At 61.3% G+C, this 11,831-nt stretch carries 14 protein-coding genes; 6 read left to right on the top strand and 8 right to left on the bottom strand.

Annotation, left to right across the window (positions count from 1 at the left end; translation table 11 throughout):
• Positions 1 to 706 precede the first annotated feature (706 nt).
• Positions 707 to 1,576 carry a WYL domain-containing protein gene (locus NA619_RS23030; RefSeq protein WP_255964114.1) on the bottom strand — a complete coding sequence of 290 codons (870 nt, stop codon included), beginning with the start codon at positions 1,574 to 1,576 and terminating at the stop codon, positions 707 to 709.
• A 333-nt stretch (positions 1,577 to 1,909) separates the two neighbouring features.
• On the opposite strand from NA619_RS23030, the gene NA619_RS23025 reads away from it, so the two are divergent.
• Complete coding sequence (locus NA619_RS23025; protein ID WP_122165936.1) at positions 1,910 to 2,125, top strand: hypothetical protein; 216 nt, start codon at positions 1,910 to 1,912, stop codon at positions 2,123 to 2,125.
• 34 nt (positions 2,126 to 2,159) lie between these two features.
• Here NA619_RS23025 and NA619_RS23020 read toward each other — a convergent pair whose 3' ends face one another.
• The 4 genes from NA619_RS23020 to NA619_RS23005 are packed head-to-tail and all read right to left on the bottom strand — an operon-like array spanning position 2,160 to position 4,763.
• Positions 2,160 to 3,488, bottom strand: coding sequence for a sensor histidine kinase (locus NA619_RS23020; RefSeq protein WP_255964113.1), 1,329 nt, complete (start codon positions 3,486 to 3,488; stop codon positions 2,160 to 2,162).
• Positions 3,485 to 4,150: a response regulator transcription factor gene (locus tag NA619_RS23015; RefSeq protein ID WP_255964112.1), complete on the bottom strand. Its 666-nt coding sequence runs from the start codon at positions 4,148 to 4,150 to the stop codon at positions 3,485 to 3,487. Before NA619_RS23015 ends, NA619_RS23020 begins: the two co-directional genes overlap by 4 nt.
• Positions 4,150 to 4,455, bottom strand: coding sequence for a PepSY domain-containing protein (locus NA619_RS23010; RefSeq protein ID WP_255964111.1), 306 nt, complete (start codon positions 4,453 to 4,455; stop codon positions 4,150 to 4,152). The genes NA619_RS23015 and NA619_RS23010 overlap by 1 nt, the downstream gene beginning before the upstream one ends.
• A complete protein-coding gene (locus NA619_RS23005) occupies positions 4,455 to 4,763 on the bottom strand; it encodes a PepSY domain-containing protein (protein WP_168423315.1) in 309 nt (102 codons plus the stop codon). Before NA619_RS23005 ends, NA619_RS23010 begins: the two co-directional genes overlap by 1 nt.
• A gap of 160 nt (positions 4,764 to 4,923) precedes the next feature.
• Between NA619_RS23005 and NA619_RS23000 the strand changes: the two genes are divergently transcribed.
• A complete protein-coding gene (locus tag NA619_RS23000; protein WP_255964110.1) occupies positions 4,924 to 5,283 on the top strand; it encodes a copper-binding protein in 360 nt (119 codons plus the stop codon).
• A gap of 113 nt (positions 5,284 to 5,396) precedes the next feature.
• On the top strand, positions 5,397 to 5,663 hold the full coding sequence (locus NA619_RS22995; RefSeq protein ID WP_255964109.1) for a PepSY domain-containing protein: 267 nt from the start codon (positions 5,397 to 5,399) through the stop codon (positions 5,661 to 5,663).
• 83 nt (positions 5,664 to 5,746) lie between these two features.
• On the opposite strand, the gene NA619_RS22990 is transcribed toward NA619_RS22995, so the two are convergent.
• Positions 5,747 to 7,558: a thiamine pyrophosphate-requiring protein gene (locus NA619_RS22990; protein ID WP_255964108.1), complete on the bottom strand. Its 1,812-nt coding sequence runs from the start codon at positions 7,556 to 7,558 to the stop codon at positions 5,747 to 5,749.
• Positions 7,559 to 7,657: 99 nt separating this feature from the next.
• Complete coding sequence (locus tag NA619_RS22985) at positions 7,658 to 8,461, bottom strand: DUF899 domain-containing protein (RefSeq protein ID WP_255964107.1); 804 nt, start codon at positions 8,459 to 8,461, stop codon at positions 7,658 to 7,660.
• Between the two features lie 143 nt (positions 8,462 to 8,604).
• Between NA619_RS22985 and NA619_RS22980 the strand changes: the two genes are divergently transcribed.
• The 3 genes from NA619_RS22980 (at position 8,605) to NA619_RS22970 (ending at position 11,063) form a co-directional block, all read left to right on the top strand.
• Positions 8,605 to 9,486 (top strand): RluA family pseudouridine synthase, encoded by an 882-nt coding sequence (locus tag NA619_RS22980; RefSeq protein ID WP_255964106.1) that lies wholly within the window; start codon positions 8,605 to 8,607, stop codon positions 9,484 to 9,486.
• Between the two features lie 308 nt (positions 9,487 to 9,794).
• A complete protein-coding gene (locus tag NA619_RS22975) occupies positions 9,795 to 10,571 on the top strand; it encodes a DNA-formamidopyrimidine glycosylase family protein (RefSeq protein ID WP_255964105.1) in 777 nt (258 codons plus the stop codon).
• A gap of 69 nt (positions 10,572 to 10,640) precedes the next feature.
• Complete coding sequence (locus tag NA619_RS22970; protein ID WP_255964104.1) at positions 10,641 to 11,063, top strand: DUF192 domain-containing protein; 423 nt, start codon at positions 10,641 to 10,643, stop codon at positions 11,061 to 11,063.
• Positions 11,064 to 11,218: 155 nt separating this feature from the next.
• On the opposite strand, the gene NA619_RS22965 is transcribed toward NA619_RS22970, so the two are convergent.
• Entirely contained in the window at positions 11,219 to 11,686 is a 468-nt protein-coding gene (locus NA619_RS22965; protein WP_255964103.1) for an Lrp/AsnC family transcriptional regulator, read from the bottom strand.
• Between the last annotated feature and the right edge of the window lie 145 nt (positions 11,687 to 11,831).

Below are 11,831 nucleotides of genomic sequence, written 5' to 3'. Positions count from 1 at the left end.
GGAAGGGGCGGTTCGGTGGTGCGTGATGGGCCGTGCAGGGAAGCGGTAATAGGAGCTGAATGTAGGGTGGGTAACGCGAAGCTTACCCACCGCTTTTGGTGGGCAAGGTCCGATAGCAATTGTGGGATCGATTGCGGTAGAAAATGCTTTGCAGTTTTCCACCCTACGAATTTCCCACAGCTATCAGTCAATCCACCTTGGCTCGACATGGCTTCTGGCTTTTCCATTGCACGGCCTGCCAGGCGCCGCCGGACGACCCTTTCAGGAGGCCGAATGGAATCCGCGCGGAGGGGAGCGAGCGGCATGGATGCCGCGAGAGGCGTAAAGGGTCGGGGCCGCCATCGGTATGGATGGCCCTTGTACGCCGGCCCCCGGAGCGCGGATGGAATGAGGGGAGTCGAGCGAAGCGAGACCCGGATGCAGGGGCAAGCGTTTTTGGTTACTTTTTTGGGGGCCGGCCGTCCGGCGTTTGGAAAAAGTGACTCGCCCAGCAGGGCGAAACCTGGGGTGCGGGTCGCCTTAAGTGCACCCCCTTTGAGTCCTATCGATGCCCCTACCGCCTGATCGCGAGCAAGCTCGCTCCTACGAAAAGCGACGGGCCAGTGCGTTGCCAAGCTTGTAGGCGCTCCGCTCGCAATCGGCCTGGCGGATGAAGATGGGCGAATAAATTCGCCCCGAGAGGGGAGGCGTCTTTGCGGAAGCATCATCAATACAACCACCCCTTCAACCCCTGCAGATTCCTCACCTGAATCTGCTGCGCTGCCGGATTGGCCAGCACCGTATTCGGATCGATCTGATAACGCTGCAACACGTACTGGACCAGCGCGCCACGAGTGGCGATGCGCAGCTCGCCATCCTGCATCCCGTAATCGCTTTCGATAATCGCTTTCTGCTCCGATGTCAGCCGCACATCAGGCTCGATGATCACGTCCACCGGCGTGTTCCAGGCCTCGTCGGCTTCTTGGGTATTGTCGCTTTCATCCATCAGGTCCGGCTCGCCGCGAAACCGGCTGAGGACGAAGTCTCGAAAGCCACGGTTCTTCTCGCAGTAGGACCGCACATGCCAGCGCGTGCCGGTGAACACCAGGGTGTGCGGGGCCATCACGCGAATTTCCACCTCAGGATGCGCGAGCGAGACGTACTCGGTTTCCAGGCGTAGCCCCTCCCGGCAGGCTTTAAGGATTGGGCGCAAAACTTCCGGGCGAATACTCCGGTCGGGCATGTGCAGCACTTCGGTGTGCGCGTAGGCCAGGGCCAGGCCTTCGATATGCGGGGCGCGCTCGCGGTTCTGGTCCAGCAGGTGCAGATAGGCGCTGGCGCTGCCATCGATGAACAGCGGCTCGAATCCCTTGCCAGGCTTGTAACCCTTCAGCTGACGATCATATGTAAGGTTTTTCGGCGCATGTTCGTTGAGGTAGGTGTTGATGTCCTTAGAGGCCTGCTGCCGGCTGATGCCAAAGCTCTGCATCAGATGGCCCGTGGTCAAGCGGCCTTCCCACCATGCAATCGTCTCGATCAGGCGGTAGCGCAGGGCCAGATCCCAACGGATGTGACTGATCGATTGCTTGCGTTTCATGTGCGCCTCATCTGCTGGAAAACTTTACACGCGACTATCGGGTGGCTCGACGTGTCGCCAGAAGCTACATATATTCGGGGTGTACTTCAAGCGAACAGAACGAGGATAAACACCATGAGCCTGTTACTGAATGCGCTGATTTTTTCGGCTACGGCCTTCGCCGGAATGGGCTTGCTCGCCTGGCTGGCGTATGGAAAAACCGAAGGAAAATAGGACAAGGTCACCGCTCGGGAGATGACAGTTTGCAGTGCTGAGAACAGTCATCCGATGAGTGGTTGGAATCTCCCAGTGCTTTGCCTGGTCTTTGTGACAGACCATGTACAAGAGGCACCTATGAAAACCCTGTCCCGTCACCTCGCCGATAACTTCCCGGCGGACTACAAAACCCGAGTGGAACCGCAAGATGACGGCTATCTGGTCGTCCGCGTCGGCTACCCGATCAACGGCACCGAGGCCACCCGCATGGTGTCAGGCCAGCATGTGCAGAACGGTCTACTGGTCGAAACCATTCTGGAAGACATGCGCAACGAACTGGCTCGTTCTCAGTAAGTCCCTCGCGTCATCCGCAGCATCCATCCATTGATCATTCCGCCCGGCGCTTGTGCATCGGGAGATGAATGCGTGCCCGCAAGCCACCAAGTGAGCTTTGCTCGAGCCTCAGCTCGCCGTTCCAGGCCGCCAGAATGTCCCGCACGATGCCCAGCCCCAAGCCGTGACCCTCGGCCCGCTCATCGAGACGCGTGCCACGTTCGAGTACGGCTTCGCGACGATCCTCGGGAATGCCGGGCCCGTCGTCCTCGACCTGAATGACGAAGCCGTTCGACTCCTGATCAATGTTCAGCAGCACCTTGGCGCGAGCGAACTTGCAGGCGTTGTCCAGCAGATTGCCGAGCAGTTCGAGCATGTCCTCCCGGTCCCAGGGCAGTCGGCAGCCTTCGTGGGTCCGCCAACTCAGGTCGAGGTTGCGGCGATGAATCATCTGCAGGGTCTCGAATAGCGGAGCGAGTTCTTCGGCGCAATCGAAGTAGGCACCTGGCAACACCTCGCCAGCCAGCCGGGCCCGACCGAGTTCGCGTGAGACACGTTGCTGGATCTGCTCGAGTTGTTCGCGTAGCCCTGCCTGCAGCGCCGGGTGCCCGCTCAGCTCGTCCCGTAGCGTCAGGCTGCCGAGTACCGCCAACGGTGTTTTCAGCGCGTGGCCGAGATTGCCCAGCGCATGGCGCGATCGTTTGAGGGTGTCGTCGGTGTGGGCGAGCAGGTGATTGATCTGCTCCACGAGCGGCTGCAGTTCGACGGGGGCCTGAATGTCCAGCTGCTGGCGCTCGCCCTGTTGCAGCTGTGCGATCTGCTGACGGGCGCGCTCAAGTGGGCGCATGGCGAGCGTCACGGCGTAGCGCTGCAGCACCAGAAATACCAGCAGTGCCAGACCGACCAGCCCCAGACCACCCAGGCGAACCTGGGCGAAACTCTTGAGAATGGGCGTGTAGTCCCGCGCGACGGTAATCATGATGGGCTGGCCGTCGCGTCGATATTCGGCGCGATAGCTCAGCAATCGTTGCTCTTGCGGGCCATCCAGCAGGTCATCTGCCAGCCCGTTGCGTTCGGGCCAGGCGGGCTCGGCGTCCCATAGCGAGCGCGAGCGCCAGCTTCGTTCAGGCAGGTCGATACGAAAGTAATGCCCGGAGAACGCCCGTTGATAGCGAGGGTTCAGCCGGCTCGAATCGAGCTTGAAGCCTTCCGGCCCCTTCACCACGGCTATCAACAGCCCTTCAGTCTCTTCGCGCAGATCGGTGGCGAGGTTGCGCCGCAGCCCGGACTCGAAGAGCCACAAGCTGCTCTGGACCAGCAGCAGCCCGACCAGTAGCAGGACGGAAATCAGCCCCAGGCTGAGGCTGCGCTGGATCGACTTCAAGTCGCGCCGCCGAAGCGATAGCCCTGGCCGCGGCGGGTTTCGATCAGCTCGCGGCCGAGCTTGCCGCGCAGTCGATTCACGTGCACTTCGATGACATTTGAGTCGCGCTCGGTTTCGCCGTCATACAGGTGCTCGGCGAGCTGGGTTTTCGACAGGAGTTGGCCGGGATGCAGCATGAAGTAGCGCAGCAGGCGGAATTCGCCGGCGGTCAGTTCGACCTCCTGGCCATCCTTGCGGCAGTGTTGGCGTGCTTCGTCGAGCGCCAGCCCGCCGACCTGCAACAGGGGTTGATTGGCGACGCCGTGGGCGCGCCGCAGCAGCGCCTGGATACGCAGCAGCAGCTCTTCAGGATGAAAGGGTTTGGTCAGGTAATCGTCTGCGCCGGCTTTCAAGCCTTCGATGCGCTCAGCCCAGGAATCTCGGGCGGTGAGTATGAGTACCGGTGTGGCCAGATCGCGGGCGCGCCAGTCGCGCAAGACGTCGAGACCGGGCTTGCCAGGCAGGCCGAGGTCCAGAACGATGAGGTCATAGGGTTCACTGCTGCCTTGATAGTCGGCATCGCGGCCGTCGGCCAGCCAGTCGGTGGCATAGCCCTGACGTGAAAGGCTGGCGACCAGTTCGTCAGCCAGCGGCACATTGTCTTCGACCAATAACAGGCGCATCAGTCTTCTTCGTCCTTGAGCAGGCGGCCATCGCGCGCGTCCAGTTCCAGTTCGCGAGCAACGCCGTCGGCCGTAATCAATTCGATTTCGTAAACATAGATGCCATCCTCTTCTTCCAGCTCGGCTTCAAGAAACCGCGCGCCAGGATGGCGTTCCATCGCCTTCTGCAACAGGCTTTCCAAAGGCAGGATCAGGCCCTCGCGGCGCAGCCGCAGGGCTTCATCCTGATCGAGGTCACGGCTCGCCGCCGGGGTGGCAGCGAGCAGTAGCGCCAGTGGAACAGTAAGAAGAGTGGCCAGTCGCATTAGTCGTCCTGATGATCCTTGAGCACTTCGCCGGTCTTGGCGTCGAGCTCCATGTCCCATTGCACACCTTTGTCGTCGCGCAATTCAACCTGATAGATGTGGCGACCGTATTCTTCTTCCAGCTCGGTTTCCTCGACCTTGGCGCCTGGGTGCTTGGCCAGCGCCGCTTCGTTGAGCTTCTCGAAGGATTGGATGGTGCCGGCGTCACGCAGTTTCAAGGCTTCATCCGGGCCGAGGTCGCGGGCCATGGCCAGGTTGGCACCGAGGGCGAGGGTGGCAGCAGTGATCAGCGTAGTCAGTGTTTTCATGGTTTCGTTTTCCTGTGTGGGTTTCGACGCTTCACAGGTTACGAGGCGTGGCTTACGCGAAACTGAACGGGGCTTTGTGCCTTGAAGTACTCGCTCGCAGCAAAGGTGAGCACGCGATTGTCAAATGCAGCGTACGTCCACCTGCTTCAGGAGGTTCGTTATGAAACCGATGCATTGCGTCATGTCGTGTCTGCTGCTGTGCGTTCAGCCGGTACTGGCAGAGGACCTGCTGAAACCTGGGGCGCCGGCGGATTTGCCCGAGATCGATGGTGGCCCCGCCACTGAAATGGTCTCCGAGCCAGTCATGCGTGCGACCGGCACCATCGAAGCGCTGGATCGCCAGCGAGGCGTGGTGACCATCGCCCATGGCCCGGTTCCAGCACTGAAATGGCCAGCCTCGACGATGGATTTCCAGGCCCGGCAGGAACAGCTCGAAGGATTGGCGGTGGGTGATGAGGTGCAGATCGGATTTCAGAGCGAAGGCGAGCAGGCTGCGATCGTATCCATCGACAAGCAGTGACAGGCTGATTGCCCGCGCTTGAGCGTCCGGAGTGAACCTCCGCATTGCCGTTGGGCTCGTATCTACAAGGGCGAGAAACGCCCCGTCCCGACAACAGCTGAAAGGATCCAATCATGTATCACAAGAAACTGACCGCCGCTCTTGCCATTGCCATCCTCGGCGCTACCAGCGGCGCAGCCCTCGCCGACAAGCCCGGCGCCGACTGGATCACCCTTGAGCAAGCGGTGGAGAAGGCCAAGGCTGCCGGTTATACAGCCGTTCACTCCATCGAAGCCGACGACGATTACTGGGAAGGCGAAGGCATGAAAGCCGATGGCAAAGTCTGGGAATTCAGGATCGACGGCAAGACCGGCGATGTGACCCGCGATAAGGAGGACTGATTAGGTGCCGCAAGGCCTACATGCTGCAAGGCGGGGCGGGTCATTGCTGATCCGCCCAGCGTGCTTGCATGTGTATTTCCTGACTATTGCTCGTCTTTGTCTTTGTCCTTGTTCCGGTTCGGCATCACTCTGGCGAAGATCTGTTTGGCCGACTGCACTAGGATGCCAGCCTGATCCGGATCCCCTTGCATCAATGTCGAGGCGAACTTCTTGATCTGGTCGATCTTCAGATGCGGCGGTAACGGCGGCACGTTGGGGTCGGTCTTGAATTCGATCAGCACAGGCCTCTCAGCGGCGAACGCCTGTTCCCAGGCGGCTACGATCTGATCCTCCCGATCGACGTAGATGCCCATCAGCCCTATGGATTCGGCGAAGCGGTGGTAGGGCACGTTGGGAATGTTCTGCGACGCTTCGAACTTCGGATCGCCCTCCATGACCCGTTGCTCCCAGGTCACCTGATTCAGATCCTCATTGTTGAACACGCAGCAGATCCATTGCGGGTTCTCCCACTCCTGCCAATACTTGGCGACCGTAATCAGTTCGGCCATGTTGTTCATCTGCATCGCACCGTCGCCCACCATCGCCACCACCGTGCGCTCCGGATGGCAGAACTTGGCTGCAATGGCGTAGGGCACCGCCGCGCCCATGCATGCCAGCCCACCGGACAGTGAACCCATCATGCCGCGGCGCAGGCGGATGTCGCGCGCATACCAGTTGGCGCAAGAGCCCGAATCGCTGGTGACGATGCTCATGTCCGGCAACCGCGGCGACAGTTCCAGCGCCACTCGCTGCGGATTGATCGGCTCGGCGGACATCATGGCGCGCTCGACCAGGGTTTCGTCCCAGTCGTCCCGCCAGTTTTCGATGCGGTCCCGCCATTCCCGATCAGGCTTTTGCAGCAACAGCGGAAGCAGGGCGCGCAGGGTTTCGGCCGAGTCGCCTTGCAGGTTCACCTCCATCGGATAGCGGATGCTGAGCATGTCCGCCTTGAGGTCGATTTGTACGCCGCGCGCCTGGCCTTCCTCGGGGAGAAACTCGGAATAGGGGAAGCCTGACCCGACCATCAGCAGGGTGTCGCACTCGTTCATCATCTTGTAGCTCGGCTCTGTGCCGAGCAGACCGATCGCCCCGGTTACCCACGGCAGGTCATCCGGCACGGCGGCCTTGCCCAGCAGCGCCTTGGCGACTCCGGCACCGAGTTTCTGCGCCACCGCGATGATTTCATCGGTGGCGTCCAGCGCGCCGGCGCCTACCAGAATCGCGACTTTCTGGCCGGCGTTGAGCACCTCAGCCGCACGTATCAGGTCTGCGTTATAGGGCACCACTTTCGGCCGCGTGTAACCGATGCCGGACAGCACGGCGCCGTGGGCGCGGGGTGGGTCGCTGTACTCCATTTCCTGCAAATCGTTGGGCAGGATGATCGCCGTCACCGTGCGCTGGCCCAGCGCAGTTCGAATCGCACGGTCGACCAGATGGCGAACCTGCGCCGGTGTGCTGGCCTGTTGTACGAAAGCGCCGGCGACATCCTTGAACATCGAGGCCAGATCGACCTCCTGCTGATAGTGCGCGCCCATGGCGGTGCGGGCTTGCTGGCCGACAATCGCCAGTACCGGCATGTGGTCCATCCGGGCATCGTATAGGCCCGTCAGCAGGTGCGTTGCGCCTGGGCCCGACGTGGCGATGCACACGCCAAGCCCACCGTTGAATTTGGCATCGGCCGAAGCCATGAACGCGGCCATTTCCTCATGTCGCGCCTGGATGAAGCGGATCTTTTCGTTGGCCCGATTCAGCGCGCCGAACACGCCATTGATGCCATCGCCCGGATAGCCGTAAATGCGCCGGACGCCCCATTGGTAAAGGCGCTCGATCAGGAAGTCACCAACTGTTATCGCCATGAGATTTTCGCCTGGTCTGGACTGGAAGCAGCCCAGGCGACCGTCAACGTGCGCCTGGTACTAGACTGGACCGGGCGGCGCCGGCAGGGTTCGCCGCTTTCAGCTGGATGACAGCGTCTCCGCCCGATGGCAGCAGCCTTGCTCGGGGTCGGAGTCGTCTCGTTTGGCGCGTCCGGTGGCATCGACCGTGTCTGCACTGCCGTAGCGATCGTGATGCCGCACCCAGTCGGTCAGGTTGTAGCCAGGACCGTTTTCGTTGCGCCCGTTGGGTGTCATGTCGAGCAGCACGTAGCTGCCCAGCAGTTCTTCGGCGCCCCGCCCGTAGGCGGAAAAGGTGTGATAGATGCGCCCGTCATCGTCGCGATAGAACACGCTGAACCCTGATAACTCCTCGCAGACGAAGGGCTCCCAGGCGAAGTTGTGGAAGACCTTGCCGTCGACGATGTCCTCCGGATCGAAAGACATATGGAAGTCCCGGTTGAAATCACTACCCGCTGAAGACACCCAGCGAATGCTCCAGCCCATGCGCTGGCGAAATGCATCGAGCGCTGCGAAAAGCCCGCGCGACACGGCGACGACACTGACATCATGATTGGCCAGATGCACCAGCGCCCCCTGCAGATGGTCCATCTCGAAGGAGCAGCCGACACAGCCTTCCTGCCAGTCCGGGCCGAACATGAAGTGTTTGATGATCAGTTGGCTGCGGCCTTCGAAAAGCGCGTCCATGCCCACCTGGCCGTGTGCGTCCTGGAACCGGTAATCCTTCTCTACCAGCGACCAGGGCAAGTCGCGGCGGGCGGCGGCCAGCGCTTCCCGCTGACGCGTGACCTGTTTTTCCTTGAGCAAATGTTCGCTGTGGGTGGCCAGCCATTGCTGGCGGGAAACGATTGCATGCGTGTTCATCGTGATCCTCCGGGAGCGGGGCGCGCATCGAAAATTCCGATGCATTCAAGCAATGGTCGATTGGCTTTCGCGCAAATCGACAGCGAGGCGCAGGTAGTGCAGTCGGGTATCATCGACGGCCGATTCCTCCCAGCGCTCCCGCCATGCCCGCACCCAACGCACGCAGCACCTTGCACCTGCCTCAAGGCGACTGGACCACCGTGCTCGATTGCCTGTGCGCGCATTTCCGGTCGATCGATCGCACCACCTGGCTCGACCGTTTCGCCCGCGGCCGTGTACTGGGTGCCGATGGTCAACCGCTTGCCGCCGATCATCCCTATCAGGTCGGCCTGAAGGTCCACTACTTCCGCGAGGTGCCGGACGAGAAACCGATTCCCTTCGAAGAGCAGGTGCTACATCTGGACGACCACCTGCTGGTCGCCGACAAACCCCACTTCCTCCCCGTGATGCCAGCAGGGGAGTACGTCAACGAGACCTTGCTGGCGCGCCTGAGCAAGCGTGTGGGCAATCCCGATCTGGTGCCGATCCATCGCATCGACCGGTTGACCGCCGGGCTGGTGCTGTTTTCCACCAATCCCGAGAGTCGCGGGCGCTATCAGGCGCTGTTCCGGGAGCGGCGTATCGATAAACGTTATGAAGCGATCTGTCCTGCGCTGCCTGAAAGGGAATTTCCGCGGATCGAGCGGTTGCACATGATCGACGGCGAGCCGTTCTTCCTGATGAAGCGCGGCGACGGCGAACCCAACAGCGAGACGCGCATCGAGGTGCTCGAGCGTCGTGGCGAGCTGTGGCGTTACGCGCTCTATCCGGTTACGGGACGCAAGCACCAGCTGCGCCTGCAGATGGCCACTTTGGGCGCGGGCATCTGTAATGACCCTTTCTATCCCGAGCTGATCGAGCGCGGCCGGCGTGACCAGGACGACTATTCGAAACCGCTCAAGCTGCTGGCACGTGGGCTGGAGTTCACCGATCCGCTGACCGGCGAGCGGCGGCGGTTTGAGAGTCGCCTGCAGCTGGATTGGTAGTTTTCAGCGTTTCTTCGCCGCTTTCGCGGGGTGCGTTGGCTTTCGGATCGCCAGCAAGCTGGCTCCTACGGGAATAATCCGCATTGCAGATCGCGGAATTGGCGACCCGTAAGCCCGCCTCGGCGTGCCCAAGCTGGTGCGTACGACCACCGCACTGCTTTTGTAGGAGCCAGCTTGCTGGCGATCCGCTTCCGCGCCAGTCGCGGTGCCTGCAAGAACTCCGCGCCTCGCACAACTGGGCAGCGTCGCGGCACCTTCTGGTCAGGTCCCAGTCGATATTCCTGTCCCCGCACCGAAGCAGCGCCGCCATGCCTGAAGGTCCATCCATCGTCATCCTTCGCGAAGAAGTTGCCGCGTTCACCGGCAAGACCATCGAGCGTGCGGAGGGGAATAGCAAGCTCGACAAGTCCAGCCTGGTCGGCCAGTCGGTGCGGTCGTTTCGCAGCTGGGGCAAGCACTTCCTGATCGAGCTGGACGACGTCTCCCTGCGTATCCACCTGCTGTTGTTCGGCAGTTACCGGATCAACGAACGCAAGGAATCAGCGCCGCGCTTGAGCCTGGGCTTTGCCAATGGCGAGCTGAATTTCTATGGCTGCTCGGTGCAGTTCATCGAAGGCCCGCTGGACGAGGCCTACGACTGGAGCGCTGATGTGATGAGTGACGCCTGGGACAACCGCGCCGCGCTGAAGAAGCTGCGCGCACGGCCCCGGCTGCTGGCCTGCGATGCGCTGCTGGACCAGACGCTGTTTTCCGGCTCGGGCAATATCATCAAGAACGAAGTGCTGTTTCGCACGCGCATTCATCCGCTGTCGCTGATAGGCGAACTACCCGCGGCCAAGTTGCGGGAGCTGGCCAAGGAAGTGCGCGTTTATAGCTTCGACTTCCTGCGGTGGAAGCGCGAGGGCAAACTCAAAGCGAACTGGCTGGCGCACACCAAGACGACGTGCCCGCGCTGCAAGATCCCCTTCGTCAAAGCCAAGTCGCTGGGTCGCAGCAAGCGCCGCGCCTTCTACTGCGAACGCTGCCAGAAGCGCTACGGCGACAGTGAGAAGGTCTCGGTCGATGCACCCGTCGCTGAAGAGTAGCGCCGGCGGCGGTATATGCTGTACGCCGCTTTTTTCACTTCCACGTCCCGAATCGAGGCCAGCTCGTCGATGCGTAATTTGTTGCTCCCACTCGCTGCCTTGGCTTTGATGTCCATGGCCAATGCAAGTGAACCGCTACTCGAACTGCAAGTCGGCGATGCTCGGCTCAAGGCTGAATACGCGCGTACCCCGGCCGAGCGCGAACGCGGGCTCATGGAACGCACCGAAATGCCGCCCGACCACGCGATGCTGTTTCGCTTCGATGATTTCCGCCGGCATTGCCTGTGGATGAAGAACACGCCGCTGCCGCTTTCCGCCGCGTTCATGGACGAGGAGGGGCGTATCGTCGACGTCATCGACCTGGAACCGCTGAACACCGCAATCCGCTGCTCGCAAGGGCCGGCGCGTTACGCACTGGAGATGAACCAGGGCTGGTTCGAGGCGAAGGGGATCGAGGTGGGCGAGCGTGTGCAGGGAATACCGGGCGAATAATTGATCGTGCCGCCGGGGCCATGTGACTCCATCATCCGCCGGTGGAGCCGATGGAAAATGCTGTGGCGGTTTTCACCCTACGTTGGGGCGGCGCTGCGTCGTAGGGTGGATAACGGCTCTGCCTTATCCACCATGGCCATTACGCCCCCGCTGCATCAATCCAACGGCAGCTCCGTCGTCCGTTTCACTTCACTCATCGCGATATGGGAATGCGCTTCCTGCACATGCGGCCGCTGCAACAGATGGTCACGCAGGAAGCGCTCGTAGCTGTCGATGTCCTTGGCCACGACCTTGAGCAGGTAATCCGATTCGCCGGCCATGGTGTGGCATTCCAGCACTTCGGGGTAGCCGACCACGGCACGCTCGAACTCATCGAGGTTGCTGCGCCCGTGCGCTGAGAGCTTGATGTTGACGAACACCGTCATGTTCAGCCCGAGCTTCTTCGGATTGAGCAGGGCGACCTTGCGTTCGATCAGCCCTTCTTCCTGCATGCGGTTGATGCGGCGCCAGCACGGCGATTGCGACAGCTCGACCTTTTCCGCGATCTCAGCAGCGGACAGGTCGGCGTTGTGTTGCAGCAGCAGCAAAATCTTGCGGTCGATGCTGCTCAGCGGAGTCTGCATGGTTGTGCTCTTTTTGTTGTTGTTAGTGGATGGATCATGCACGCGATTGCGCTTCTACCGCAAAAGTAGAAAGAAAATCTCTCTTCGTCACGGCCAGACTTTTATCCAACGCGCAACGGTGGGGTGATCCCCTGCCGTTCGCTGG

Source organism: Stutzerimonas stutzeri (genome assembly GCF_024448895.1).
GTDB classification, from domain to species: domain Bacteria; phylum Pseudomonadota; class Gammaproteobacteria; order Pseudomonadales; family Pseudomonadaceae; genus Stutzerimonas; species Stutzerimonas stutzeri_Q.
Note: the sequence above shows the minus strand (reverse complement) of the source record. Positions and strands in the feature narration are given on the sequence as shown.